The organism is Ochrobactrum soli (assembly GCF_003664555.1).
GTDB classification, from domain to species: domain Bacteria; phylum Pseudomonadota; class Alphaproteobacteria; order Rhizobiales; family Rhizobiaceae; genus Brucella; species Brucella teleogrylli.
The window spans coordinates 473,987-499,274 of the sequence record NZ_RCHH01000001.1; the positions used below are offsets into that span (position 1 = coordinate 473,987).

A 25,288-nucleotide genomic window follows, 5' to 3' on the forward strand; every position below is an offset into this window, starting at 1 on the left:
GCGTGTAAATTTACACAAACGTCACGATGCTTTCATTGCAATGTCATGGAAGCAATTCAGAGTGAGCATGAATGGAGATGAATTCATGCTTCAACTGAAAAACGTAACGCGCCGCTATAATGACAAGGTGGCGGTTTCGGGGGTTGACCTCGAGATCGAGCCCGGCACGTTTGTGGGAATTATCGGACGTTCGGGCGCGGGTAAATCGACGCTGTTGCGTATGATCAACCGCCTCGTCGAACCGTCGGAAGGGACCATTCATTGGGAGGGGCGCGATGTTACCGGCCTGAAAGGCTCCGGGCTTCGCGACTGGCGCGCACAATGCGCGATGATTTTTCAGCATTTCAATCTGGTCGACCGTCTCGATGTTCTGACCAATGTGCTTATGGGGCGTCTTAACTATGTCTCGACGCCAAAGTCGCTTCTGCGCATCTGGAGCGATGAAGAGCGCCTGATCGCATTGTCTGCCTTGCAGCAGTTCGATATCGCCCATCTGGCCGCGCACCGCGCCGATGAGCTTTCCGGCGGCCAGCAGCAGCGCGTGGCGATTGCGCGTGCACTCGTTCAGCAGCCGCGCATCATTCTTGCCGATGAACCGATTGCTTCGCTCGATCCGCGCAATACGCGCAGCGTCATGGATGCGTTGCGTCGTATCAATCGCGAATACGGCATCACCGTTCTCTGCAATCTGCATTCACTTGATATCGCGCGCAGCTATTGCGACCGCCTCGTCGGCATGTCCGCTGGCAAGGTCGTGTTCCGCGGCACGCCGTCGATGCTGACTGATATGGCATCGCGCGATCTTTACGGCATGGAAGCAGCCGACGTTGTCGATAGTGACGACACGGTTGACGCAATGCCTGTACCGGTTCCGCAGTCGGCTGAAGCCGCACTGCGCCAGATTTCCGCCTGAGCGAATAAAGCTGCGGAAAAAACTCGCTCCAAACTCACGATTAACAGGAGAGACTTATGCTTAACCGTAGAACTTTTCTGGCGGCCGTTGCGCTCACCGCCACGATGACCTTTCATGCTCAGGCTGCTGACTGGAGCAAGGAATATCCGGAACTGGTTCTGGGCGTCATCCCGTCTGAAAACGCTTCGACCACCAGCGACCGTTATGCCGCTCTGACGGCCTATCTCGGCAAGGAACTCGGCACCAAGGTCACGCTGCGCGTTGCCAACGACTATGCCGCCGTCATCGAAGGCCAGCGCGCCGGCAATATCCAGATCGCTTTCTATGGCCCGGCTTCCTATGCACGCGCCGTCATGACCGGTGTTGAAACCACGCCGCTCGTCAACCAGCGTCACGACACCGGCGTCAACGGCTATTATTCGGTCGTTTATGTTCGCGCCAACAGCCCATACCAGAAAATGGACGACCTGAAGGGCAAGAGCATCGCGCTTGTCGATCCGAACTCCACCTCTGGCAACAATGCGCCGCGCTACTTCCTCAACCGCGAAGGCTATAGCGTCGATACCTTCTTCGGTAAGAACTTTTTTGCCGGCAGCCACGAAAACGCCGTTCTGGCTCTCGCTCAGGGCACCGCTGACGCTGCCGCCAATTCCTGGAATTCGGAAAACGACTCCAACCTGACCCGCATGATCAGCCGCGGCGTTCTCAAAGACGCAGACGGCAAGGCGCTGACGAAGGACGATTTCCGCATCATCTTCAAGTCGGACTTCCTGCCGGAAGGTCCGTTTGCCGTGCTCAGCACGCTGCCTGACCAGCTGAAGGCTGACATCAAGCAGGCTTTCCTCGACATGCCAAAGAAGGACAAAGCCGGATTTGACGCCCTTTCCGATGGCAAGGACCAGGAATTCGTGGCGACCGAAACCAAGGATTATGAGCCGATCATCGAGATGCTGAAGTTCAACGACAAGGCACGCAAGTCCTGATCCGAAGAACAATCGAAATGCCCGAAGCCGCAAAAGCTTCGGGCATTTTTGTTAGGGAATCTCGCATGACGATATCCACTCTCGACGGCAGCGGCTCCAAGGGTCTGCTCGCCGAGTATCGCAGGGAAGTCGGGAAACGACGCCTTTATGGCATCGGTTTCCTCGTCGGCCTTGTTGTTATCGCCATAGCTGCCTCTGTTGTTGCCGACGTTCGGCCGGGCACACTGGTTGAAAATCTCTTTCGCTTTACAAGTTATCTCGGGCGCATTCTGCCAGACCTGACCATCGCCAATTTTTGGGGCGACATGGCCGCGTGGTACTGGAATATCGGCGGCTGGCTCAAGATGCTCTTCGAGACGTTGTTGATCGCCTATCTCGCCACGCTGATCGGCGCGGTTATCGCTTTTGCGGCTTCCTTCGCAGCGTCCTCCAATATGGCCCCGAACTCGACGGTGCGTTTCATCGTTCGTCGTGGACTAGAACTGCTGCGGACCGTGCCTGAAATCGTGTTCGCCTTGCTATTCGTTATCGCTTTCGGTCTGGGACCAATGGCCGGTGTGCTGGCTCTGATGCTTCACACGACGGGCGCGCTCGGCAAACTCTTTTCGGAAGTGGTCGAAAATATCGACATGCGGCCGGTGGAAGGTATCCGTGCTTCCGGCGGCTCCGGCCTTCAGGTCATCCGCTTTGCCGTACTGCCACAGGTCGCCGCCAATTTCGCCTCCTACGGGTTGCTGCGCTTTGAAATCAATGTGCGCGGCGCTTCCGTCATGGGCTTTGTCGGTGCAGGCGGTATCGGTCAGGAACTGCTCACTTCCATCCGGCAATTTTATTACAGCGATGTCAGCGCCATCCTGTTGCTGATTATCGTCACGATAGTCGTGATCGATCTCATCACCCAGCGTGTGCGTCACGCGCTTCTGGGCCGCATCGGTTAAAGGGGAGCTTATCATGACAGACATTGCGCAAAGCCTCTCCCGCGAAGCCCATGCCCACGAAAAGGAATTGCGCGCGGAATATGCGGAACTGTTCGGCAATGCGCGCACATGGCGCAATCTGACGATTGCAGGCGTGCTCATCATCGCCTCGTTGTGGTTTGCCTTCTACTGGCTGGATTTTTCGCTGCTGCGTATCCTGAACGGCTTCGGTCGTCTCGGCGATTTCGCCTTGATGATGCTGCCACCGGCATCCAATGGCCGTTTCAGCCTATATCTGTGGTCAATGCTGGAAACGCTGGCCATTGCCTATCTGGGCACGCTTTTGGCCGCCATACTGGCCTTTCCGTTCGGGTTTCTGGCGGCGAAGAACATCATCCCGAACATCTTCCTGCATTTCGGCATACGTCGCTTTCTCGATACCATCCGTGGCGTCGATACGCTGATCTGGGCGCTGATCTGGGTGTCAGTGGTGGGGCTTGGACCTTTCGCCGGTATTCTGGCTATCGCCTGTTCCGACTTTGGCGCTTTCGGCAAGCTGTTTTCGGAAGCCATTGAAGGCGCGGACAAGAAGCCGGTTGAAGGCGTGCTGTCGTCGGGAGGCAACCGCCTGCACGGCTATCGCTTCGGCGTGTTGCCGCAGGTTCTGCCGCTGATCGGCAGTCAGGTGCTGTACTTCTTCGAGTCCAACACGCGCTCGGCAACGATCATCGGTATTGTCGGGGCAGGCGGCATCGGCGCGCATCTGGCCGAACAGATCAAGGTTTTGAACCTTCAGGACGTTTCGTTCCTGATCATCATGATCCTGATTGCTGTTGCGGTTATCGACTGGTTCTCGTCCAAGCTGCGTCATGCCATGATCGGCAAGAAGGCACAGAAATCGGTATAGAGCGGTTATTAGAAACCGCTCTATACATTCATTCATACGCATTATCTGACGCAAAACCGCTTCGCACTTTTGCTGGAAATGCTCTTAACCGGCTATGAGCGTCTTGATACCATCGGCGACGAACTGAACGGCGAGTGCCGCCAGAATGACACCCAGCAAGCGGGTAAGAATGGATCGACCGGTTTCGCCAAGGAACCGGTCGACGCGTTCTGCGAGCAGAAGCACGACATAAGTGATGAGCAGGCAGACGAATATCACCCCCAGAAGGGCGATACGCGGCCCGAAGCCATGGAATGAGTTCGACGTCAGCACGATGGCCGAGATCGCGCCGGGACCGGCGATAAGCGGTATTGCGAGCGGGAAGGCGGCAATATTGCGGATATGATCCTTGGTGATCGCGACTTCGGCACTCTTTTCTTTGCGCTCGGTTCGCTTCTCGAAAATCATTTCAAACGCGATCCAGAACAGCAGCAGACCACCGGCGACGCGGAAAGCCCCGATGGAAATACCGAACATGCCGAGGATCTGCACGCCTGCCACGGCAAAGAGCGCCATGACGATGAATCCGATGATGGAAGCGCGAAGCGCGACCTGACCGCGATGGTGACGATCCATGCCCGGCGTCAACGCCAGAAACAGCGGCGCCAGGCCCGGCGGATCGATCGTGACAAGAAGGGTGACGAAGGCGCTGAATACGGTATCGTAGAACCCCATGCTACTGTCGCCCTCTCATTGGTCTGTCACGATTGAATTCTAGACGATCAAGCCGCATTGGTCGATGCAAAGTGCCGGATCGAGCAACAAGCTTGCGCCATGTTTATGTGAATATCTTATAAGTCATTGATTTACAAAAACGATTTAGCCGCCGGAAATGGTCTCGAAATTGGCGTTTTGCGCTGCTTTCCTTTATAAAGAGACTTTATCGATTCTGTTGAGAAAGATATCTGAATAGTGTCAGATCAAACCCCTCCACCCGGTTCCGACGATATGAATGGCGGCCCGAGCGGTATTGAGCCGATTTCCATTATCGAGGAAATGCAGCGCTCATATCTCGACTACGCCATGAGCGTTATCGTGAGCCGTGCTCTGCCCGACGTGCGCGACGGCCTGAAGCCAGTGCATCGTCGTATCCTTCACGCCATGAACGAGATGAATCTCGCCTATAACCGCCCCTACCGTAAATCGGCGGGTGTGGTCGGTGAGGTCATGGGTAAATATCACCCGCATGGCGATGCATCGATCTACGATGCCCTCGTGCGTATGGCGCAGGATTTCTCCATGCGCGATCCCCTTGTCGACGGGCAGGGCAATTTCGGTTCCATCGACGGCGATCCCCCGGCGGCGATGCGTTATACCGAATGCCGTCTGGAAAAACTCACCGAAGCCCTTCTGTCGGACATCGACAAGGATACGGTCAATTTCCAGGACAATTACGACGGTCGCGAGCGGGAGCCGGTGGTTATGCCAGCGCGTTTCCCGAACCTCCTCGTCAACGGTTCGGGCGGTATTGCGGTCGGTATGGCGACCAATATTCCGCCGCATAACCTTGCCGAAGTCATCGATGGCTGCATCGCGTTGATTGAAAATCCAGCCATCCCGCTGGAAGAAATCATGGAGATCATTCCGGGTCCCGATTTCCCGACCGGAGGCATCATTCTTGGACGTGCGGGCATCAATTCCGCCTACACGACCGGGCGCGGTTCGGTGATCATGCGTGGACGCGCGGCAATCGAGCCAATGCGCGGCGACCGCGAAGCCATTATCATCACCGAGATTCCGTATCAGGTGAATAAGGCCTCGATGATCGAGAAAATGGCCGAACTGGTGCGCGACAAGCGCATCGAAGGCATTTCCGATCTGCGCGACGAATCCGACCGTGAAGGCTATCGCGTCGTGGTCGAGCTGAAGCGCGACGCGGTTGCCGATGTCGTGCTGAACCAGCTCTATCGCTACACGCCGTTGCAGACCTCGTTCGGCTGCAACATGGTGGCGCTGAATGGCGGCAAGCCTGAACAGCTGACGCTGCTCGACATGCTGCGCGCCTTCGTGGCCTTCCGCGAGGAAGTCGTCACCCGCCGCACGAAATTCCTGCTCAACAAGGCACGTGACCGTGCGCATGTGTTGGTGGGTCTGGCGATTGCGGTTGCCAATATCGATGAAGTGATCGCACTGATCCGCCGTGCGCCTGATCCAACGACTGCGCGTGAACAGTTGATGGAACGCCGCTGGCCTGCCGCCGACGTTGCACCGCTGATCCGCCTGATCGACGATCCGCGTCACCGCATCAATGACGACAACACCTATAACCTCTCCGAAGAACAGGCCCGCGCCATTCTCGAACTGCGTCTGCAGCGCCTGACCGCGCTCGGACGTGACGAAGTGGCGGACGAACTGAACAAGATCGGCGAGGAAATCCGCGATTATCTGGATATCCTTTCGTCGCGTTTGCGCGTCATGACCATCGTCAAGGACGAGATGATTGCCGTTCGTGATGAGTTCGGCACGCCACGCCGCACCGAAATCGGTTTCGGCGGCGCGGAAATGGACGACGAAGACCTGATCGCTCGCGAAGACATGGTCGTCACCGTCAGCCATGCGGGCTATATCAAGCGCGTTCCGCTGACGACCTATCGCGCACAGCGCCGCGGTGGCAAGGGCCGTTCCGGCATGGCGACGAAGGACGAAGATTTCGTCACCCGCCTGTTTGTCGCCAATACGCATACGCCGGTTCTGTTCTTCTCCTCGCGTGGCATTGTCTACAAGGAAAAGGTCTGGCGCCTGCCGGTCGGCACACCGCAATCGCGCGGCAAGGCTCTCATCAACATGCTGCCGTTGCAGCAGGGCGAGCGCATCACGACCATCATGCCGTTGCCGGAGGATGAAGATTCCTGGGCAAATCTGGACGTCATGTTCTCGACCACGCGCGGTACGGTTCGCCGTAACAAGCTGTCGGACTTCGTTCAGGTCAACCGCAACGGCAAGATCGCGATGAAGCTCGAGGATGACGGGGATGAAATCCTCTCCGTCGATACCTGTACGGAATTCGACGACGTGCTTCTGACCTGCGCCGGCGGCCAGTGTATCCGCTTCCCGGTTACCGATGTGCGCGTCTTCGCAGGCCGCAACTCGATCGGCGTGCGCGGCATTAATCTGGCGGATGGCGACAAGGTCATCTCCATGGCGATCCTGCACCATGTCGAAGCCGATGCCTCGCAGCGTTCCGCCTATCTCAAGCGTTCGATTGCCGAACGCCGGGCGCAAGGCGCGGACGATGCCGACGATATCGTCGTTGTTGGTGAAGAAGTCGGTACCGACGCCGAACTTTCCGAAGAGCGGTATCAGGAACTGAAGGCGCGCGAACAAACCGTGCTGACGGTCAGCGAATATGGCTACGGCAAACGTTCATCGTCTTACGAGTTCCGTGTTTCGGGCCGTGGCGGCAAGGGCATCCGTGCCACCGACACGTCGAAGACCGACGAAATCGGCAAGCTCGTTTCGCTATTCCCGGTCGAAGCAAGTGACCAGATCCTGCTCGTCTCCGATGGTGGCCAGCTGATCCGCGTGCCTGTCGACGGTATCCGTCTCGCGGGCCGTTCGACCAAGGGTGTTACGATCTTCAACACGGCTGACGGTGAAAAGGTTGTTTCCGTCGAGCGTATTTCCGAAACGGATAGCGATGAGGAAAACGGCAATGGTGACGTTGAGGGTGGCGAATCCGCGCCCGGAGGCGAAGCACCCGCAGCCAGCGAAGAATAAGCAAACTAGCCGAGCTTGATGCCCCGGTTGGAGTAAGCGCAATGAAAAAGGCCGATGGCAAAACCATCGGCCTTTTTCAGATGCCAAGACTGGAGGAATTGGCGATCTTCTAATCAGGTTGCGTCATTACGACAGATAGTTGATTTGTTTCGGGAATACCGCCGGTGATGTGTTCTTCTTCTGGATGCTCAATCTCAAGCCGAAAGGCGAGTGTTCAAGCCAGGAAGATACGAATTACCGTGAGCGCATGTTGCGCATGCTGTTTAGGTCGAAGGCCACCTGACGCACGCGTTGGCGTTTGGCTTCGTTCTCCTCAAGGAGCAATATGATTGCCGATGCGGCCATTGCGACCATCATGGATAATGCCAGAAGAAAGATCATCATCGTCATATCCTTTCGACATACATACGCTTCAGAAACGAAAAGGTTGCACCAAACTTGCGCCTATTCTGGTAAATCGGTTGTGAACTTGCCGTGAAATCATCGTTCACATCGCGTTCAATTGGTTTCTTGGTTTCTATTTTCTTATCGTTCTGGTTCTTGTTGAAAATCCTGTCAGAAAAGGCTAGCTGGAAGAAATGACAATCGCGATCTATGCGGGCTCCTTCGACCCGGTGACAAACGGCCATATGGATGTCCTGAAAGGTGCTTTGCGCCTTGCCGATGAGGTTATTGTCGCCATTGGCGTGCATCCCGGTAAGAAGCCGCTGTTCAGTTTTGAGGAACGCGTGGAACTGATCGGCCAGAGCGCGAAAGCTGTTCTTGGCGGTGATGGAGCGCGCGTTTCCGTTATCTCCTTTGATGGATTGGTGATCGACTCGGCGCGCAAGCATAAGGCGCAGCTGATGGTGCGCGGCCTGCGCGACGGCACCGATCTCGATTACGAAATGCAGATGGCGGGCATGAACGGCACTATGGCGCCGGAATTGCAGACCGTTTTCCTGCCGGCCGATCCTGCCGTGCGCACGATTACCGCCACATTGGTTCGCCAGATTGCGTCCATGGGCGGCGATATCAGGCCTTTCGTACCGGCTGTTGTGGCCGCTGCCCTTGAAGCAAAATTCAAATCCTGAGGTTTGGGAGTTTTCCGATCATGAAATTTATCCGTTCGGCGCTTGCCGCTGCCGCGATTTTTACACTGTCTCAAGGCGTGATGGCCTCCGTCGCCAATGCGGCGGACACGCTCGTTCTGAAGCTCAAGGACGGTGATGTCGCAATCCAGCTGCGTCCCGACCTCGCGCCGAAGCATGTGGCCCAGATCGAGAAGCTGGCAAGTGAAGGCGCCTATGACGGCGTTGCCTTCCATCGTGTCATTCCGGGCTTCATGGCCCAGACCGGAGATGTCGAATTCGGCAATATGAACAAGGGCTTCGACGCGTCGCGTGTGGGCACCGGCGGCTCCAAACTGCCTGATATCAAGGCTGAATTCTCGAAAGAACCTTTCGTGCGCGGCACGGTCGGCATGGCCCGCAGCCAGAGCCCGAATTCCGCCAATTCGCAGTTCTTCATCATGTTCGACGACGGTGCTTTCCTGAATGGCCAGTATACGGTTGTCGGCAAAGTTGTCAGCGGCATGGAAGCCGTGGACAAGATAAAGAAGGGCAGCGAATCCGATAATGGGTCCGTCGAAAACCCGGACAAGATCGTCAAGGCGACCATTCAGAAATAAATATCCAATACAACGCGTCTTATCGAACGCATTGAAACAGGAGAGGCCCAATGGCTTACAAAGACCCCGAAAACACGCTCGTTCTGGAAACCACCAAGGGCAATGTCGTGCTCGAACTCTATCCCGACCTGGCTCCGGGCCATGTCGAACGCATCAAGGAACTGGCGCGTGAAGGCGCTTATGATGGCGTCGTGTTCCACCGTGTCATTGATGGCTTCATGGCGCAGACCGGCGACGTGAAGTTCGGCAAGTCGGGCGGCGAACATTTCAACGGCTCGCGCGCTGGCATGGGCGGTTCGGACAAGCCGGACCTGAAGGCTGAGTTCTCCAACACCCAGCACAAGCGCGGCACGGCTTCGATGGCACGCAGCCAGAACCCGAATTCTGCCAACTCGCAGTTCTTCATCTGCTTTACCGATGCTCCCTGGCTGGACCGCCAGTACACCGTATGGGGTCAGGTCATTGAAGGCATGGACAATGTCGACAAGATCAAGCGCGGCGAGCCGGTCACCGACCCGGACAAGATCGTGTCTGCCCGCATCGCAGCCGACGCCTGATCGACTATTTCCAATGAAAATTGCGGCTCCGGTTCATACCGGGGCCGCAGCTATGTACGAGGTCTATCATGCGTGTTGATCTTTTCGATTTCGATCTACCGGAAGAGCGTATTGCCCTGCGCCCAGCGGAGCCGCGCGACCATGCTAGGCTTTTGCGTGTTGTTCCGGGCAAGCCCTTCGAGGATCGTCACGTCTATGATCTGCCCGATCTGCTGCAGCCGGGCGATGCGCTTGTTTTCAATGATACCAAGGTGATACCGGCGCAACTTGAAGGTATGCGCGAACGCGACGGCAATATCAGCCAAGTCAGCGCAACCTTGCATATGCGGATGGGACCAGATCGCTGGGCGGCGTTTCTGCGCCCGGCCAAGCGCGTTAAGGAAGGCGACCGCATCCGCTTCGGTCATTCCGGTTCAAGCTGCTTTCTTGGCACCCTCGACGCAACCGTTGCCGAGAAAGGCGAGGCGGGCGAGGCGCTTCTCGTGTTCGATCTGTCCAGCGCGATGCTGGATGAAGCAATCGCTGCTGTCGGACATATCCCGCTTCCACCGTATATCGCTTCGAAGCGCGCGGAAGACGACCGCGACCGCAGCGATTATCAAACCGTTTATGCCCGTGAGGAAGGCGCTGTCGCAGCCCCGACCGCCGGGCTCCATTTCACGCCCGACCTTCTGGAAAAGATCAAGGCCAAGGGCATTGAAGAGCATTTCGTGACGCTGCATGTCGGGGCGGGGACTTTCCTGCCCGTCAAGGCCGACGACACCACCGACCACAAAATGCATTCCGAGATCGGCTATGTCTCGCAGAAGACTGCGGATGCGCTGAACGCCGTGCATGAGCGCGGTGGCCGCGTGGTTTGTGTCGGCACGACGTCGCTCCGGCTCATTGAAAGTGCTGCGGGCGAGGATGGTCTCATTCGTCCTTGGTCCGGCCCGACCGACATCTTCATCACGCCCGGCTATAAATTCCGCGCAGTCGACATGCTGATGACCAATTTCCACTTACCGCGTTCGACGCTGTTCATGCTGGTTTCCGCCTTCAGCGGCCTCGACACCATGCGCGCTGCCTATGAACGCGCCATTGAAACCGGCTATCGCTTTTATTCCTACGGCGACGGCAGCTTGCTTGAACGCGCTTGACATAATAGACAACGGCCATGACCAGCGAAAATTTTGAATTCAAAGTCCTCGCCCGCGACGGCGCGGCCCGTCAGGGTGAAATTTCCATGCCACGCGGCGTGGTGCGCACGCCTGCCTTCATGCCGGTCGGCACAGCCGGAACAGTCAAGGCCATGTATATGGACCAGGTGAAGGACCTTGGCGCGGATATCATCCTCGGCAATACCTATCATCTCATGCTGCGCCCCGGCGCAGAGCGTGTTGCCCGCCTTGGCGGATTGCACGAATTCGGCGGCTGGAAAGGCCCGATCCTGACCGATTCCGGTGGTTTTCAGGTCATGTCGCTGGCACAATTGCGCAAGCTTGATGAGAAGGGCGTGACCTTCCGCTCGCATATCGACGGCAAAGCCTATGAAATGACGCCGGAGCGTTCCATCGAAATTCAGGGCCTGCTGGATAGTGATATCCAGATGCAGCTCGATGAATGCGTGGCGTTGCCATCGCCGGAAAAGAACACCGAGCGCGCGATGGAACTGTCGCTTCGCTGGGCCGAGCGTTGCAAGGTGGCCTTTGGCGACCAGCCGGACAAGGCCATGTTCGGCATTGTGCAGGGCGGCGACAATGCCCGTCTGCGCGAGCGTTCAGCCGAAGCGCTGAAAGCCATGGACCTCAAGGGCTATTCGGTGGGTGGCCTTGCTGTCGGCGAACCGCAGAACGTCATGCTGGACATGCTGGAAGTCGTCTGTCCGATCCTGCCCGCTGAAAAGCCGCGCTATCTGATGGGCGTCGGCACGCCGGACGATATTTTGAAATCTGTCGCGCGCGGCATCGACATGTTCGACTGCGTCATGCCAACCCGCGCAGGGCGTCACGGTCTGGCCTTCACGCGTTTCGGCAAGGTCAATCTGCGCAATGCGCGCCATGCTGACGATCACCGTCCGCTCGATCCGGAATCCGATTGCCCGGCGTCGCGCGACTACAGCCGCGCCTATCTGCATCATCTGGTGAAGTCCGGTGAGGCACTGGGCGCCATGCTGCTGACCTGGAACAATCTGGCCTATTACCAGTATCTGATGAAAGGCATCCGCGCAGCGATTGCCGAAGGGCGATTCAACGATTTTGCCTCTGAAACCACCGCGGGGTGGGAGCGGGGAGACATTCCGGCTCTGTGATTCGCAGACTGTTAAATAAAAGGGCGCTCAGCGCCCTTTTTTCTTAAATACTGTCAGTTTTCTGTCAGCATGTTTTCCAAACGACAGAGAACGGCGCGCTGTTCCTCATCGCTTAAAATCTCGCATTCCATCAATTTGGAACACTCAAGCCCGGCCACGGCCAGATAGACGATCAGCGCCGTATCGGGGTCGGTCGTGTCTTTGATCATGCGGTCGAGAAATGTCCGGTGATACTGGCGAACGGGCACCATGAAACCCGGATCTTCGGCAAGTGCTGCAAGAACGCCACAAGCGGGCGGTTCATCGTCGGCCTGAACACGATAAACATCGAGAAAAGCCCGCGCAACGCGGTTTTTATCGCCGGACTGGAGCGTTTCCTGAACCTCCATCGCGCGCTCATGTTCTTTCATATATTCTTCGACAACGCCCTCGAGCAGCTTTGCCTTGGTCGGAAAAGAATAAAGCAATCCGCCTTTCGACAGCCCGGCTCGGGCGGCAACGGCGTCAAGTGAAATGTGAGCCGGCCCCACTTCCCGGGCTAGCTCAACTGCCGCGCGTAAAATACGATCACGCGAAGAGACCTTCTTTTTAGCTAACAACTTCGCCGGGTCTCCTGACAGTTCATGAGTTGACAATACCGTCCAGACGGTACAGTTATTCGCTCCGCTAATTCAAGTAAAATACGCGCGACCTTTGTGTGATGGCCAAGGGATGCGCTCAACGTCCCCCCTCGACGCTTCTTAACAGCGTTCAGGGCGCCACCCCGGAGTACAACCGCAATGATAAAGCGCCTAATTCTGGCAATCGTGTTCCTGGTGATCGTCGTCGGGGGGCTTGTCGGCTTCAATCTGTTCAGATCGAAGGCCATCAAGGACTTTTTCGCCACTATGCAGCAGCCAGCCCAGACGGTTTCGACCATCACGGTTGAGCCGGGTACATGGCAGCCGGGTGTTGAAGCCATCGGTACGGCTCATGCGCTGAACGGCGTTGACCTGACGGTTCAGCTCGACGGTATCGTGCAGAAGATTAACTTCACCTCCAATCAGGACGTGAAGCAGGGCGATGTGCTGCTGCAGCTGGAAGACAGCATCCAGAAGGCTGATCTTGTCGCCGCCGAGGCGCAGGCCGTTCTTGCCCAGCAGAATCTGAAGCGCGCCGATACGCTGCGGACACGCGGCGTCGGTGCCGTTTCTAACGTCGATACGACGGCATCGGTCGCCAACGCCGCTGAAGCAGCGGTCGAAAAGATGCGCGCAACGCTGGCGCAGAAGACGGTGAAGGCACCGTTTTCCGGCGTTATCGGTATCGCCAAGGTCGATATCGGTCAGTATCTGACGCCCGGCACGGTGATTGCCACCTTGCAGGACACCAACATGATGCGCATCGATTTCACTGTGCCGGAACAGTCGCTGGCCTCCATCAAGCTCGGCCAGACCGTCAAGGTCGGCTCCACGGCTGAAAACCTCGACTTCACCGGCACGATTGTCGGTATCGATCCGAAGATCGACCCGACCACACGCCTTGTTTCTGTGCGCGCCGAAGTCAAGAACCCGGATCACAAGCTGACGCCTGGTCAGTTCGTGCAGGTGCGCGTTGAACTGCCTGAAGAAAGCAATGTGTTCGCCATTGCGCAGACTTCGATCGTGTCGAGCCTTTATGGCGATTATGTCTATGCCGTTCGCCCGGAAAAGAAGGCCGAAGAGGGTAAGGCCAATGCGGAAGCAGCAAAGCCAGCCGAAGAGGCCAAGACACCTGCTGCCGATGCAAAGCCCGCAGAAGGCGAAAAGCTGGTCGCGCAGCAGGTCTTCGTCAAGCTTGGCCGTCGCTACAATGGCGTGGTGGAAATCACCAGCGGCCTCAAGGCAGGCGACATCGTCATCACCGCTGGCCAGAACAGACTTTCGCCCGGCGTTCCGGTGAACATCGACAACGCGGTTAACCCGGCCAATCCGGCTGACAAGAAATAGGCGAACCGATGAGTTTTTCAGATATTTTCATTCGGCGACCCGTTCTTGCAACAGTGGTCGCCCTCATGATCATTCTCCTCGGCCTTCAGGGTATCGCGCAGCTTTCGGTGCGCGAATATCCGAAGGTTGACGAAACGGTCATCACCATCACCACCAACTATGCCGGTGCCAGCGCTGAACTCATCCAGGGCTTCATCACCGCGCCTATCGCTGAATCGGTCGCGACGACCGAAAACATTGACTATGTGACCTCGTCCAGCCGCCCATCGTCGAGCACGGTGACGGTGCAGATGAAGCTTGGCGCCAATCCGGATGCCGCGCTGACGGAAGTTATCGCCAAGGTCAATCAGGTTCGCGGCGATCTGCCGGACGAATCCGATGATCCGATCATCGTCAAGGGGACGGGCCAGAGCTTCGCAACCATGTATCTGGCTGCGCAGAACCCGAACATGACCAGCGAACAGATCACCGAATATCTGGAACGCGTCATCCAGCCGCGCATGTCTACCATTCAGGGCGTCGCCAAGGCTGAAATCCTCGGTGGTCAGGTCTACTCGATGCGCGTCTGGCTTGATCCGATCCAGCTGGCGGCGCGTCAGATCACAGCACCGGAAGTGCTGGCCGCAATCAATGCGTCGAACTTCCTGTCGGCCCCCGGCACGACCAAAAACGAATATGTCGCGTCGGCGATCACGCTCAAATCCACGCTGCAAACACCGGAAGCCTTCGGCGCAATGCCGATCAAGACTTCGGGTGATGAAGTCGTGCGCCTGCGCGATGTGGCGAAGGTGGAACTGGCCGCCCAAAGCACGGACACCATCGTGTCGTTCAACGGCTCGGCTGGTACGTTCCTTGGCGTTTATCCGACACCAGCGGCAAACCCGATCGACATGGCGGCTGCCGTCAACAAGGAACTGCCCTCGATCCAGAACTCGCTGCCGGAAGGCATGTCTCTGGTTCTGGTCTATGACGCGACCGAACAGATCAGTTCGTCGATCAAGGAAGTGTTCACGACCATCGGCGAAGCTGTGGCCATTGTTATTCTGGTCATCATCGTCTTCCTTGGTTCGTTCCGTTCGGTTCTGATTCCGATTGTGACCATTCCGATCTCGCTGATCGGTGTGTGCTTCTTCCTGTTCGCGCTTGGTTTCTCGATCAATCTTCTCTCGCTGCTGGCCATGGTTCTGGCTATCGGCCTCGTGGTCGATGATGCCATCGTCGTTCTGGAGAATATTCACCGCCACATCGAAGAGGGCCTGCGTCCTATGGATGCCGCCTTCAAAGGTATGAAGGAAATCACCGGCTCGATCATCGCCATGACGATCACGCTGGCGGCCGTGTTTGCTCCGCTCGGTTTCACCGGCGGTCTGACCGGCGCGCTGTTCCGCGAATTCGCCTTCACGCTGGCGGGTGCCGTTATCATCTCCGGTGTGGCGGCCTTGACCATCTCTCCGATGATGTGCTCGCGCATGCTCAAGCATGGCAGCGAAACGCGGTTTCAGAAGTTCATCGACCGCACCTTCTCGCGTGTCGAGAAATGGTATCATCGCCGGGTCTCCAACTCGCTGAACTATCGCGGCATTACGCTGATGATCGTCGTAGCGCTGATGGGCCTGACAGGCTTTCTGTTCATGAACACATCGAGCGAACTGGCTCCTGAAGAAGATTCGGGCGCGCTGTTCTCGATGTTCCAGGCGCCGCAATATGCGACTTCGGCCTATACGAACCTCTACGCCGAACAGATCGATGCGCTGACGAAGGATCTGCCTGAGCAGAAGACCCGCTTCCAGATCGTCGGCATGGATGGCGGCACCACCTCTGGAATCGCACTCTGGGTGCTAAGCGACTGGAACGACCGTACTCGTTCGCAGAAGCAAATTCAGGAAGACCTCACCAACCGTCTGACCAAAGTTGCCGGCGTGCAGGCTTTCGTCTTCGCTCCACCATCGCTTCCGGGCACAGGAGGCGGTTTGCCGATCTCGATTGCGTTGCAGTCTACGGGCCCGGCGGACACGGTTTTCGAACTGGCCGAAGAGATCAAGAACGAAGCGCAAGCTTCGGGACAGTTCATCATCGTGCAGAACTCGCTGTCCTTCAACGCGCCGGAAACGACGATCACCATCGACCGTGACCGCGCGGCAACGCTTGGCGTGCAGGTCAGTGATATCGGTGCAACGCTCGGCCTACTGACTGGTGGTGCGTCGATTGCCAAGTTCGACCGCGATTCGAACAGCTATGACATCATCACGCAGGTGCCTGATGCCTATCGTTCGAACCCCGAAAAGCTTGGTGAATTTTATGTCCGCAGCGTTTCGGGTTCAATGATCCCGCTATCATCAGTCATCACGATCACGCAGAACGCATCGCCTGCCGCAATCGAGCAGTTCAACCAGCTCAATTCGGCGACGATTTCGGCGCTGCCTCTGCCGGGCGTCACCACGGGCCAGGGCCTGCAAACGCTTGTGGATCTGACCAAGGCGAAGATGCCGGAAGGCTTCTTCCTGGATTATTCCGGTCAGTCGCGTCTGGAAGTGGAGCAGGGCAACACCATTCTGATCGCCTTCGGCCTCGCCGTTATCGTGATCTATCTGGTTCTGGCTGCGCAGTTCGAAAGCTTCCGCGATCCGTTCATCATCATGATGTCGGTGCCGCTTTCGATCTTCGGCGCTATCGTGCCGCTCAATATCGGTCTCGGCACGCTGAACATCTACACGCAGGTTGGTCTCATCACCCTTGTCGGGCTGATAACCAAACACGGCATTCTGATGGTGGAATTCGCCAATCAGCAGCGCCGCCTGCACGGGCTTTCGCGTCGCGATGCAATCGTCGCCGCCGCTGAAACCCGTCTGCGCCCGATCCTGATGACCACCGCGGCCATGGCGCTTGGCGTCGTTCCGCTGATCATTGCAACCGGCGCCGGTGCCGCAGCCCGTTATTCGATGGGTCTGGTGATTTTCACCGGTATCGTGATCGGTACGATGTTTACGCTGTTCGTGGTGCCAATGTTCTACACCTTCATCGCGAAGAAGGATGTGGAAGGCGAGTATGTGGCTTCGCCGGAAGAGGGGCATGATTCAGCCCCGGCACAACTACATTAAGATTGCTCGATCACTCTTAGTTGCTTTGAATTAAGTATAGGGCGCCCTATTTCTAGGGTGCCCTATTTCTTTGCGGCAGTTGTAACTGCAGTATTCAAGCCCATATGAGCCAGCATGATACCTTTATCCGTACTCGATCTTTCGCCCGTTCCCGATAACAGCGATGCCGGACAGTCTCTGCGCAACACGCTTGAGCTTGCACAGCACGCGGAGAAACTTGGCTTTCATCGCTATTGGCTGGCCGAGCATCACAATATGCCCGGCATTGCCAGTGCCGCCACATCGGTCGTGATCGGCTATGTCGCGAATGGCACTTCGACGATTCGCGTCGGCGCGGGTGGCATCATGCTGCCGAACCATTCGCCGCTGGTGATTGCCGAGCAGTTCGGCACGCTGGCGTCGCTCTTTCCTGGCCGCATCGATCTCGGACTTGGCCGTGCGCCCGGAACCGACCAGATCACGGCGCACGCTTTGCGGCGCAATCTCGATGGCGATGCCAGCGCATTCCCGCAGGACGTGGTTGAACTGCTCAATTATTTCAAACCGGCGGAACCCGCCCAGCGCGTCCGCGCCGTTCCGGGCGAGGGGCTTGAGGTTCCGGTCTGGATTCTAGGTTCAAGCCTGTTCGGCGCGCAGCTTGCGGCCATGCTGGGCCTGCCATACGCTTTTGCATCGCATTTTGCACCAGCGGAGATGGAACGCGCCATCGCGCTTTATCGCGAGCGTTTCGAGCCATCGGAATATATGCAGAAGCCTTACGTCATGCTCGGCCTCAATGTCATCGCCGCCGATACAGACGAAGAGGCGCATTATCTCTTCACCTCGCAATTGCAGGCTTTCGTGAACTTGCGAAGCGGTCGTCCGGGTAAGCTTCCCGCCCCGGTAGAAGGCTATATGGAGCAACTCGACCCGCCAGCGCAAGCGCTTGTTCGCCAGATGCTGTCCTGCCGCGTGGTCGGCGGGCCTGAAACGGTGGCAAAGGGCATTCAGGCCTTTGCCGAAAGCACCGGCGCTGATGAGTTGATGATCACCGGCATGATCCACGATCACAAGAAGCGCCTGCGCTCCTATGAGATTGTCAGCAACTCGATTGCGTGAGGATCGAATTCGCGATTGACTTCACCCAGAAGCCAATCGCGAAACGCATTGACTGCAGGCGTGTTTGCGCGCGCCTTCGGTGTGACGAAATAATAGCTGCTGGGGCTTTTGACCGTGTGCGGGTAGGCCACCACAAGCTGCCCGCTGTCGATTTCCGAGCGGATCAGAAAAAGCGGCATGAGGGCAACGCCGAGCCCCGCGATGCAAGCCTGCGACACATTGGAAAACTGTTCAAACCGCATGCCGCCCGGCGCTGGCACGGTGATATCAAGGCTGCGGAACCAGTGATCCCACGCTCCAGGTCGCGAAGCCATGTTGAACAAGGGCAGCCGAAGAAGATCGGTGGGCGCTGACACCGGGTTCTCCTTCAAAAAAGCCGGGCTGCAAACCGGCGCAACCGTTTCATCCATCAAAAACACGCAATCGGCATTCGGCCAATCCGGCTGGCCGATGTGAATGGCCGCGTCCAGACCTTCACGGTCAAAGTCGAACTGGCCGATACGGGTCGCGAAATTCAGAATAATATCCGGAAATTGTGCCACAAAGCGCGGAATACGCGGAATGAGCCAGCGCGTGCCGAATGTGGGCAGAAAAGCGAGGTTCAATGTCTTGCCACGCATCTGCGACATGACCTGAAGCGAAGCGGCCCGAATAACCGAAAGGGCAGGCGCAACGGCATTAAAATAAGCGCGTCCCGCATCCGACAGCACGACGTGGCGGCTGGTGCGGTCGAAAAGTGCTGTGCCAAGCTGTTCTTCGAGCGTCGCGATCTGACGGCTGACCGCGCCTTGTGTCAGCGCGAGTTCTTCTGCAGCCGCAGAAAAGCTTGCAAGCCGCGCAACAGCGTCAAACGCCGCAAGCGCACTGGTGGAGGGAAGGAGCCGTCGCGAGAGTGTCGTCATGATCTATTACTAAATGGAATAGATCGATGAGTAAACATCGTTTGCAGCCTGACACCCTGCGGTTCATAGTCCGGTCAATTCTGAAATGAGGAGAATTTCTAATGTCGCGTACGGCCTTTAACTGGGAAGATCCCTTTCTGCTCGACGAACAGCTGACCGAAGACGAGCGCATGATCCGCGACTCCGCGAAGGCATTCGCGAGCGACGTTTTGCTGCCGCGTGTGGAAAAGGCCTATCTCGACGAAACCACCGACCCGGAACTGTTCCGCCTCATGGGCCAGTCTGGCCTTCTCGGCGTGACGCTGCCGGAAGAATATGGCGCGGCCAATGCCGGTTATGTTGCCTATGGCCTCGTAGCGCGCGAAGTCGAGCGCGTTGATTCCGGTTATCGTTCGATGATGAGCGTACAGTCCTCGCTCGTCATGTATCCGATCTACGCCTATGGCTCTGACGAACAGCGCAAGAAATATCTGCCGGGTCTCGTCTCCGGCGAGTTGATCGGCTGCTTCGGTCTGACCGAACCGGATGCCGGTTCCGACCCTGCAGGCATGAAGACCCGCGCTGAAAAGATCGACGGCGGCTATCGCCTGACCGGCTCAAAGATGTGGATTTCGAATTCGCCAATCGCGGACGTGTTCGTGGTGTGGGCGAAGTCGGCAGCCCATGACAATGCCATTCGCGGCTTCGTGCTCGAAAAGGGCATGAAGGGGCTTTCCGCCCCGAAGATCGGTGGCAAGCTTTCGCTGCGCGCTTCGATCACCGGCGAAATCGTCATGGACGGTGTGGAAGTCTCGGAAGACGCCCTGTTGCCAAACGTATCGGGCCTCAAGGGTCCGTTCGGCTGCCTCAACCGTGCGCGCTACGGCATTTCGTGGGGCGTTCTGGGCGCCGCCGAAGATTGCTGGTTCCGCGCGCGTCAATACGGCCTCGATCGCAAGCAGTTCGACAAGCCGCTGGCTGGTACGCAGCTTTACCAGAAGAAGCTCGCCGACATGCAGACCGAAATCACGCTCGGCCTTCAGGCATCGCTGCGCGTCGGTCGTCTGTTCGACGAAGGCAAAATGGCGCCGGAAATGATCTCCATCGTCAAGCGCAACAATTGCGGTAAGGCACTCGATATCGCCCGTCAGGCACGCGACATGCATGGCGGCAACGGTATCCAGATCGAGTACCACGTCATGCGCCACGCGCAAAACCTCGAAACCGTGAATACCTATGAAGGCACGCATGACGTTCACGCGCTGATCCTCGGACGCGCGCAGACCGGCATTCAGGCTTTCTTCTGATCGTAAACGCCCGCACTATCCTCCCAAGGCCCGCTCGCTTCTCGCGGGCGGGCTTTTCTACTTTTTCGAGGTATCCGAAATGCAGAACACACCGCTTGACGGTTTGAAGGTGGTTGAACTGGCCCGTATACTGGCGGGCCCGTGGGTCGGTCAGACGCTTTCCGATCTGGGAGCGGACGTTATCAAGGTCGAAAGCCCGGAAGGCGACGATACGCGCAAATGGGGGCCTCCCTTCATTGAAGTCGAAGGCGAGAAGTCGGCTGCCTATTTCCATGCCTGTAATCGCGGCAAACGCTCGATTACAGCGGATTTCCGCTCGGAAGAAGGGCAGGATCTGGTGCGCCGCCTTGTGGCTGATGCGGATATTGTCATCGAGAATTTCAAGCTCGGCGGCCTCGATAAATACGGCCTTGATTATGAGAGCCTCAAGGCCGTCAATCCGCGCCTTATCTACTGCTCCATCACCGGATTCGGACATGATGGCCCTTATGCCGAACGGGCAGGCTATGACTTCATGATCCAGGGCATGGGCGGAATCATGGACCTGACCGGCGAGCCGGATCGCGAGCCGCAGAAGATCGGCGTGGCCTTTGCGGACATTTTCACCGGCCTTTATAGCGTGATTGCCATCCAGTCGGCGCTGATCATGCGCCAGCGCACGGGCAAGGGGCAGCACATCGATATGGCGCTGTTCGACTGCATGTCAGCAGTCCTCGCCAATCAGGCCATGAACTATCTGGCTTCCGGCGTATCCCCGAAGCGCATGGGCAACGCACATCCCAATATCGCGCCATATCAGACACTGCCGGTTTCCGATGGCTATTTCATCATCGCTTGTGGCAATGACGGCCAGTTTGGCCGGCTGGTCGGTCTCTTGGACCTTGCAGAACTTGCGAGCGACGAGCGCTTTGCCACCAATGCTGCTCGCGTTGCGAACCGGACGGCGCTGACAGAACGGCTGGAAGAACGCACGCGGCAATGGAAGCGCGACGACCTTCTGGCGCGTCTGGAAAAGATCGGCGTTCCGGCAGGGCCGATCAATTCGGTCGCCGATGTCTTCGCCGATCCGCAATTCATCGCACGCGGGATGAAGATCGATCCGCAGGGCGTGCCCGGATTGCGTACGCCGATCCGCTTCTCCGATGCAGAATTGAAAACCGACCATCGCTCACCCAATCTTGGGGAGCATAGCGAAATAGTCCGGTCTGAACTGGATCGGAAATGAAGTGATCAACCCCGCTCCGGCGGGGTTTTCTTTGCGCTGGAGAAGCACTTTGTGAAGCCGGAAAAACAAAAACGCCCGAAAGGGCGTTTGCTTAAAATCTAACGATTTCAACTCTCTATAAAGAGAATGGTGCGGTCGAGAAGACTCGAACTTCCACGGGTTGCCCCACAGCGACCTCAACGCTGCGCGTCTACCAATTCCGCCACGACCGCCCGTGGTAGAAGCCGAATTGCTCCGGCGAGTGGGCATTTAGCAAATCACCTTGGGGTGCACAAGCCCCATCTGCATCATCAGCCAATCTTTTTCGAAAAGAATGTGAAAAACCGCGTCGCGTTCACCATCACCAATACCGGGAACCCTTATTTTGCGGGCTTTTTCAAAGGCTTCCCTCGGATGATATTTTTTCAGAAAAACTTCACAGAACCCGTCTTGGGAGCGCAAAAACAGCTGACACGATCAGCAAGTCCGAAGAATCGCGAATCCTCGCTCCAGAAGATTCGTGAAAAACTGAAAAATCAGCCCGCTATGCCCTGAAGACGCCGGATATCCTCCAGACGCTTGATCGTTTCGACATATCCGGCATCAATCGCCTCGGAAGCGCGGTGAAAATCTGCAAGGCCAATCTGGCCAACCACAGGCATCAGCGAAAGGTCTGGTGGATCGCCCGCCATACGCGCACGGGAAATGCGGTCCTGAATGATGTTGAAGGCGTCCATCATCACGCCGGTGATTCCCAGACGCGCTTCCTTTTCACCATGGATCGCGCCGGGCAGACTCTCCTGACGCATCTGCGCGTGTTTGATGACCGCTGCGCGGCCATACTGATCGTAATGAAGGTTGACCGCCAGAACGAGCCGCTGCTCATAGGCGCGGCAAACGGAAACCGGCACAGGATTGACAAGCGCACCGTCGACAAGCACGCGCTCGTCCCAGCGCACGGGTTCAAACACGCCGGGCAGGGCATAGGAAGCCCGCATGGCATCCACAAGCGGCCCCGACGACAGCCATATCTCATGGCCGGTACGCAACTCCGTGCAGACCGCCACAAAGGGCCGTGTAAGCTCTTCTATCCGCAGGCCATCGAGATGTTCACGAAGGCGTCCATCGAGCTTCATGCCGCCGAAAAGACCGCTGCCGCGAAAGGTAATGTCGAGGAGATTGAACATGCGGCGTCGGGTCAGGCTGCGGGCGAATTCTTCCAGCTCGTCCAGCTTGCCCGCCAGATAACAGCCCCCGACAAGCGCGCCGATGGATGTGCCGGCAATCATTTCGATTTTGATATTGGCCTCGTCCAGCGCGCGCAGCACACCGATATGCGACCAGCCGCGTGCAGCACCGCCGCCAAGCGCCAGCGCAATCTTGCGCGGCTCACGCTTGATTTCAGGCTTCTCAATGACTTCCTGAGCAGGTGCTTCGACGTCTACACTGACAGTCCTGCGCCTTACCCCCCAGTTAAGCATCACCACGGACACCTCATCGTTTCGTTCAGACTAGCGAAACTTGGTATCCAAAGAATAAATGCTGCAAATTGATGACGCGAGACCTATTCGCGTCATCACATCGAATTGAAAACGATCAATGATCGTGATCGCAAGCGCCGTCGGCTTCCATTTCCAGCATCGTTTCACCGTTCTCGGTAACCACCTGCCGGTAGAAGCAGGACCGGCGTCCGGTGTGGCAAGTAGGACCGTCACCAGCGACCCGAACCTTCAGCCACAAGGCGTCCTGATCGCAATCGGTGCGCAATTCGATGACGCTTTGCAGATTACCGGACGTTTCACCCTTTTTCCAAAGTGTGTTGCGCGAGCGTGACCAGTAATGCGCGATGCCCGTTTCCAGCGTCAGGCGCAGCGCTTCCGCATTCATATGAGCCACCATCAAAAGCACGCCGTCCCGTTCATCGGTGACGACAGCCGTGATGAGGCCGGAAGCGTCGAAGCGCGGCATGAATACCGCACCTTCTTCTATCGTCTTTTTATCGGAAGGCTGGGCAGGGAAGGTCGTCATTGTCTCGCCTGAAACGGATAAGAGGCACGGGCTTTTTACCACGTGCCTCGAAATATTTGAACAACGTCGGTCATGCATGCCCGAAAAGCCGAAACCTTTCGGGACAGTGCATTATTTGCTGCGCGAGAGGGTCATGAAGCGCACCTGTTCATCCACCTTGGTCTTCATCTCTCCGGTGAAGGTGGTGGTGATGGTGGTCGAACCCTGCTTGCGGATACCGCGCATGGCCATGCACATATGCTCGGCCTCGATCATCACGGCAACGCCGCGTGGCTTCAGAATGGTCTGAATGCTGTCGGCGATCTGGGCGGTGATGCTTTCCTGCGTCTGCAGGCGATGCGCGAAAATATCGACCACGCGGGCGATCTTCGACAGGCCGACAACCTTGTGGTCGGGCAGATAGGCGACATGCGCCTTGCCGATGATCGGAACCATATGGTGTTCGCAATGCGAGAAGAAGGAAATGTCCTTCACCAGCACCATATCGTTATAACCGGCGACTTCTTCGAACACGGTGCCAAGCACTTCTTCGGGGCTTTCCGCATAACCGGAAAAAAGCTCCTTATAGGCTTTGGCAACACGCTTTGGCGTTTCCAGAAGGCCTTCGCGGTCCGGATTATCGCCAGCCCACAGCAAAAGCGTGCGGACTGCCGCTTCCGCGTCGGCCTGCGTTGGCGTGCCGTGCAACGGGGTTACATTTGCCTGCTTCTTCGAAGGCAGGCCGGATTCGTCATCTTCTTTGAGGATGCGCGCGTCCATCAGTATTCTCCAGTAGTCTCCTTCGGGGAGGAGACGAGTTAAACGGACAATACAACGATACGCTTTGCGAGCGGGCGATGTATTGATCCGGCGGTTTAGGCCCACCGGACAGGTTTTCATGCCGCCACCACGGCGTTGTGCTAAAACATGATACCTGAAAGCACAAAGGCTTTTTTATACGTTATCATGCTCTAAAACACACTATCAGAACGTTCAACAATAGTTTTAAGTCCAACGTCCTGACACCATCCAAAGTGCAGGCATTACTTGCCTAATATATAGGGAGTAAATTGCAACTTCAAACTGCCGTCGAAAAACATTTTTTTGTTTTTTCTCAGGCTGGTGTCACCATTGTGAAATTCGTATCATTTCGGCGCAATGAAAAGCGGCAGGGGCAGGATTCGAAATCAGCTGAATCTGGCGCTATCTACGGATTTGAAGTTCCTGACTGCTGGCACCATGTAAGAACATGAGGCTGCATAGCCAGCATACCGGGCGGAAGGCTCACGCATATGATCGACGACATTTACAACAAGCGCATTCTGGAATTTGCGGGCAATATGGAGCGTATCGGTCGGTTGGCCGAGCCGGATGCCGTCGCAACCATGCATTCCAAACTGTGCGGCTCGACGGTCACCGTCTACCTCAAGATGGCCAATGGTGTGGTCACCGATTTTGCGCATGAGGTGAAGGCCTGTGCGCTGGGGCAGGCGTCCTCGTCGGTCCTGGCGCGCAATATCATTGGCGCGACCGCCGAAGAACTGAAAGCCGTCCGCGATGCGATGTATGCCATGCTCAAGGAAAACGCCCCGGCTCCGGAAGGGCGATTCGAAGACCTCAAATATTTCGAGCCGGTGCGCGAATACAAGGCCCGCCATGCATCGACGCTTCTGACCTTCGATGCTGTTGTCGATTGCATTCGCCAGATCGAAGACAATGCCAAGGCCGCCTGAC

General features: G+C 57.1%; 24 protein-coding genes and 1 tRNA gene. 17 read left to right on the top strand and 8 right to left on the bottom strand.

Annotation, left to right across the window (positions count from 1 at the left end; genetic code table 11):
* The first annotated feature begins 85 nt into the window (after positions 1–85).
* From phnC to phnE (D8666_RS02295), 4 genes are all read left to right on the top strand, one after another.
* Positions 86–913, top strand: a complete 828-nt coding sequence (gene phnC, locus D8666_RS02280) for a phosphonate ABC transporter ATP-binding protein (protein WP_109370227.1) — start codon at positions 86–88, stop codon at positions 911–913.
* A gap of 56 nt (positions 914–969) precedes the next feature.
* Positions 970–1,896: a phosphonate ABC transporter substrate-binding protein gene (gene phnD, locus D8666_RS02285; RefSeq protein ID WP_109368970.1), complete on the top strand. Its 927-nt coding sequence runs from the start codon at positions 970–972 to the stop codon at positions 1,894–1,896.
* Between the two features lie 65 nt (positions 1,897–1,961).
* The gene (gene phnE, locus D8666_RS02290; RefSeq protein ID WP_121536173.1) at positions 1,962–2,834 is read left to right on the top strand and encodes a phosphonate ABC transporter, permease protein PhnE; all 873 of its coding nucleotides are present in this window, start codon (positions 1,962–1,964) and stop codon (positions 2,832–2,834) included.
* Positions 2,835–2,847: 13 nt separating this feature from the next.
* Positions 2,848–3,720 (top strand): phosphonate ABC transporter, permease protein PhnE, encoded by an 873-nt coding sequence (gene phnE, locus D8666_RS02295; protein WP_121536174.1) that lies wholly within the window; start codon positions 2,848–2,850, stop codon positions 3,718–3,720.
* A gap of 84 nt (positions 3,721–3,804) precedes the next feature.
* Here the strand turns inward: phnE (D8666_RS02295) and D8666_RS02300 are convergent, their stop codons facing one another.
* Positions 3,805–4,434, bottom strand: coding sequence for a MarC family protein (locus tag D8666_RS02300; RefSeq protein WP_121536175.1), 630 nt, complete (start codon positions 4,432–4,434; stop codon positions 3,805–3,807).
* A 273-nt stretch (positions 4,435–4,707) separates the two neighbouring features.
* Here D8666_RS02300 and gyrA point away from each other — a divergent pair, with 273 nt between their 5' ends.
* A complete protein-coding gene (gene gyrA, locus D8666_RS02305; protein WP_121536176.1) occupies positions 4,708–7,476 on the top strand; it encodes a DNA gyrase subunit A in 2,769 nt (922 codons plus the stop codon).
* Positions 7,477–7,710: 234 nt separating this feature from the next.
* Here the strand turns inward: gyrA and D8666_RS24105 are convergent, their stop codons facing one another.
* Positions 7,711–7,860, bottom strand: coding sequence for a hypothetical protein (locus tag D8666_RS24105; protein WP_167836029.1), 150 nt, complete (start codon positions 7,858–7,860; stop codon positions 7,711–7,713).
* A gap of 194 nt (positions 7,861–8,054) precedes the next feature.
* Here D8666_RS24105 and coaD point away from each other — a divergent pair, with 194 nt between their 5' ends.
* The 5 genes from coaD to tgt all read left to right on the top strand — a co-directional run bounded on the left by coaD (position 8,055) and on the right by tgt (position 11,992).
* Positions 8,055–8,549: a pantetheine-phosphate adenylyltransferase gene (gene coaD / locus D8666_RS02315; protein ID WP_109368974.1), complete on the top strand. Its 495-nt coding sequence runs from the start codon at positions 8,055–8,057 to the stop codon at positions 8,547–8,549.
* 20 nt (positions 8,550–8,569) lie between these two features.
* On the top strand, positions 8,570–9,145 hold the full coding sequence (locus D8666_RS02320) for a peptidylprolyl isomerase (RefSeq protein WP_121536180.1): 576 nt from the start codon (positions 8,570–8,572) through the stop codon (positions 9,143–9,145).
* 50 nt (positions 9,146–9,195) lie between these two features.
* Complete coding sequence (locus tag D8666_RS02325; protein ID WP_109368976.1) at positions 9,196–9,702, top strand: peptidylprolyl isomerase; 507 nt, start codon at positions 9,196–9,198, stop codon at positions 9,700–9,702.
* 68 nt (positions 9,703–9,770) lie between these two features.
* On the top strand, positions 9,771–10,841 hold the full coding sequence (queA, locus tag D8666_RS02330) for a tRNA preQ1(34) S-adenosylmethionine ribosyltransferase-isomerase QueA (RefSeq protein ID WP_121536182.1): 1,071 nt from the start codon (positions 9,771–9,773) through the stop codon (positions 10,839–10,841).
* A 17-nt stretch (positions 10,842–10,858) separates the two neighbouring features.
* Positions 10,859–11,992: a tRNA guanosine(34) transglycosylase Tgt gene (tgt, locus tag D8666_RS02335; RefSeq protein ID WP_121536184.1), complete on the top strand. Its 1,134-nt coding sequence runs from the start codon at positions 10,859–10,861 to the stop codon at positions 11,990–11,992.
* Positions 11,993–12,045: 53 nt separating this feature from the next.
* Here tgt and D8666_RS02340 read toward each other — a convergent pair whose 3' ends face one another.
* On the bottom strand, positions 12,046–12,591 hold the full coding sequence (locus D8666_RS02340) for a TetR/AcrR family transcriptional regulator (RefSeq protein ID WP_121536186.1): 546 nt from the start codon (positions 12,589–12,591) through the stop codon (positions 12,046–12,048).
* 180 nt (positions 12,592–12,771) lie between these two features.
* Here D8666_RS02340 and D8666_RS02345 point away from each other — a divergent pair, with 180 nt between their 5' ends.
* The 3 genes from D8666_RS02345 (at position 12,772) to D8666_RS02355 (ending at position 18,155) form a co-directional block, all read left to right on the top strand.
* Entirely contained in the window at positions 12,772–13,959 is a 1,188-nt protein-coding gene (locus D8666_RS02345) for an efflux RND transporter periplasmic adaptor subunit (protein WP_109368980.1), read from the top strand.
* A gap of 8 nt (positions 13,960–13,967) precedes the next feature.
* Complete coding sequence (locus D8666_RS02350) at positions 13,968–17,057, top strand: efflux RND transporter permease subunit (protein WP_121536188.1); 3,090 nt, start codon at positions 13,968–13,970, stop codon at positions 17,055–17,057.
* A 114-nt stretch (positions 17,058–17,171) separates the two neighbouring features.
* Entirely contained in the window at positions 17,172–18,155 is a 984-nt protein-coding gene (locus tag D8666_RS02355; protein ID WP_121536190.1) for an LLM class flavin-dependent oxidoreductase, read from the top strand.
* On the opposite strand, the gene D8666_RS02360 is transcribed toward D8666_RS02355, so the two are convergent.
* Positions 18,125–19,057, bottom strand: a complete 933-nt coding sequence (locus D8666_RS02360; RefSeq protein ID WP_121536192.1) for a LysR family transcriptional regulator — start codon at positions 19,055–19,057, stop codon at positions 18,125–18,127. The genes D8666_RS02355 and D8666_RS02360 overlap by 31 nt on opposite strands.
* Before the next feature lie 101 nt (positions 19,058–19,158).
* Here D8666_RS02360 and D8666_RS02365 point away from each other — a divergent pair, with 101 nt between their 5' ends.
* Positions 19,159–20,343, top strand: coding sequence for an acyl-CoA dehydrogenase (locus tag D8666_RS02365; protein ID WP_078338624.1), 1,185 nt, complete (start codon positions 19,159–19,161; stop codon positions 20,341–20,343).
* Positions 20,344–20,422: 79 nt separating this feature from the next.
* On the top strand, positions 20,423–21,568 hold the full coding sequence (locus D8666_RS02370) for a CaiB/BaiF CoA transferase family protein (RefSeq protein WP_121536194.1): 1,146 nt from the start codon (positions 20,423–20,425) through the stop codon (positions 21,566–21,568).
* 127 nt (positions 21,569–21,695) lie between these two features.
* Here D8666_RS02370 and D8666_RS02375 read toward each other — a convergent pair.
* Positions 21,696–21,780 (bottom strand) — tRNA-Leu (locus D8666_RS02375).
* A gap of 103 nt (positions 21,781–21,883) precedes the next feature.
* Here D8666_RS02375 and D8666_RS24325 point away from each other — a divergent pair.
* A complete protein-coding gene (locus tag D8666_RS24325) occupies positions 21,884–22,102 on the top strand; it encodes a hypothetical protein (RefSeq protein ID WP_209445954.1) in 219 nt (72 codons plus the stop codon).
* On the opposite strand, the gene D8666_RS02385 is transcribed toward D8666_RS24325, so the two are convergent.
* The 3 genes from D8666_RS02385 to folE all read right to left on the bottom strand — a co-directional run bounded on the left by D8666_RS02385 (position 22,084) and on the right by folE (position 24,334).
* The gene (locus tag D8666_RS02385) at positions 22,084–23,031 is read right to left on the bottom strand and encodes a patatin-like phospholipase family protein (protein WP_371830782.1); all 948 of its coding nucleotides are present in this window, start codon (positions 23,029–23,031) and stop codon (positions 22,084–22,086) included. The genes D8666_RS24325 and D8666_RS02385 overlap by 19 nt on opposite strands.
* Positions 23,032–23,143: 112 nt before the next feature.
* Positions 23,144–23,575, bottom strand: coding sequence for a phosphoribosyl-AMP cyclohydrolase (gene hisI, locus D8666_RS02390; RefSeq protein ID WP_121536200.1), 432 nt, complete (start codon positions 23,573–23,575; stop codon positions 23,144–23,146).
* 111 nt (positions 23,576–23,686) lie between these two features.
* Complete coding sequence (folE, locus tag D8666_RS02395) at positions 23,687–24,334, bottom strand: GTP cyclohydrolase I FolE (RefSeq protein WP_109369080.1); 648 nt, start codon at positions 24,332–24,334, stop codon at positions 23,687–23,689.
* Between the two features lie 512 nt (positions 24,335–24,846).
* Between folE and D8666_RS02400 the strand changes: the two genes are divergently transcribed.
* Entirely contained in the window at positions 24,847–25,287 is a 441-nt protein-coding gene (locus D8666_RS02400; RefSeq protein WP_121536202.1) for an iron-sulfur cluster assembly scaffold protein, read from the top strand.
* Position 25,288: the final 1 nt, after the last annotated feature.

Bases quoted from the DNA above. Each gene is read 5' to 3' on its own strand.
- phnC (WP_109370227.1), top strand. From the start codon at position 86: ATGCTTCAACTGAAAAACGTAACGCGCCGCTATAATGACAAGGTGGCG.
- phnD (WP_109368970.1), top strand. From the start codon at position 970: ATGCTTAACCGTAGAACTTTTCTGGCGGCCGTTGCGCTCACCGCCACG.
- phnE (WP_121536173.1), top strand. From the start codon at position 1,962: ATGACGATATCCACTCTCGACGGCAGCGGCTCCAAGGGTCTGCTCGCC.
- phnE (WP_121536174.1), top strand. From the start codon at position 2,848: ATGACAGACATTGCGCAAAGCCTCTCCCGCGAAGCCCATGCCCACGAA.
- D8666_RS02300 (WP_121536175.1), bottom strand. From the start codon at position 4,434: ATGGGGTTCTACGATACCGTATTCAGCGCCTTCGTCACCCTTCTTGTC.
- gyrA (WP_121536176.1), top strand. From the start codon at position 4,708: ATGAATGGCGGCCCGAGCGGTATTGAGCCGATTTCCATTATCGAGGAA.
- D8666_RS24105 (WP_167836029.1), bottom strand. From the start codon at position 7,860: ATGATGATCTTTCTTCTGGCATTATCCATGATGGTCGCAATGGCCGCA.
- coaD (WP_109368974.1), top strand. From the start codon at position 8,055: ATGACAATCGCGATCTATGCGGGCTCCTTCGACCCGGTGACAAACGGC.
- D8666_RS02320 (WP_121536180.1), top strand. From the start codon at position 8,570: ATGAAATTTATCCGTTCGGCGCTTGCCGCTGCCGCGATTTTTACACTG.
- D8666_RS02325 (WP_109368976.1), top strand. From the start codon at position 9,196: ATGGCTTACAAAGACCCCGAAAACACGCTCGTTCTGGAAACCACCAAG.
- queA (WP_121536182.1), top strand. From the start codon at position 9,771: ATGCGTGTTGATCTTTTCGATTTCGATCTACCGGAAGAGCGTATTGCC.
- tgt (WP_121536184.1), top strand. From the start codon at position 10,859: ATGACCAGCGAAAATTTTGAATTCAAAGTCCTCGCCCGCGACGGCGCG.
- D8666_RS02345 (WP_109368980.1), top strand. From the start codon at position 12,772: ATGATAAAGCGCCTAATTCTGGCAATCGTGTTCCTGGTGATCGTCGTC.
- D8666_RS02350 (WP_121536188.1), top strand. From the start codon at position 13,968: ATGAGTTTTTCAGATATTTTCATTCGGCGACCCGTTCTTGCAACAGTG.
- D8666_RS02355 (WP_121536190.1), top strand. From the start codon at position 17,172: ATGATACCTTTATCCGTACTCGATCTTTCGCCCGTTCCCGATAACAGC.
- D8666_RS02360 (WP_121536192.1), bottom strand. From the start codon at position 19,057: ATGACGACACTCTCGCGACGGCTCCTTCCCTCCACCAGTGCGCTTGCG.
- D8666_RS02365 (WP_078338624.1), top strand. From the start codon at position 19,159: ATGTCGCGTACGGCCTTTAACTGGGAAGATCCCTTTCTGCTCGACGAA.
- D8666_RS02370 (WP_121536194.1), top strand. From the start codon at position 20,423: ATGCAGAACACACCGCTTGACGGTTTGAAGGTGGTTGAACTGGCCCGT.
- hisI (WP_121536200.1), bottom strand. From the start codon at position 23,575: ATGACGACCTTCCCTGCCCAGCCTTCCGATAAAAAGACGATAGAAGAA.
- folE (WP_109369080.1), bottom strand. From the start codon at position 24,334: ATGGACGCGCGCATCCTCAAAGAAGATGACGAATCCGGCCTGCCTTCG.
- D8666_RS02400 (WP_121536202.1), top strand. From the start codon at position 24,847: ATGATCGACGACATTTACAACAAGCGCATTCTGGAATTTGCGGGCAAT.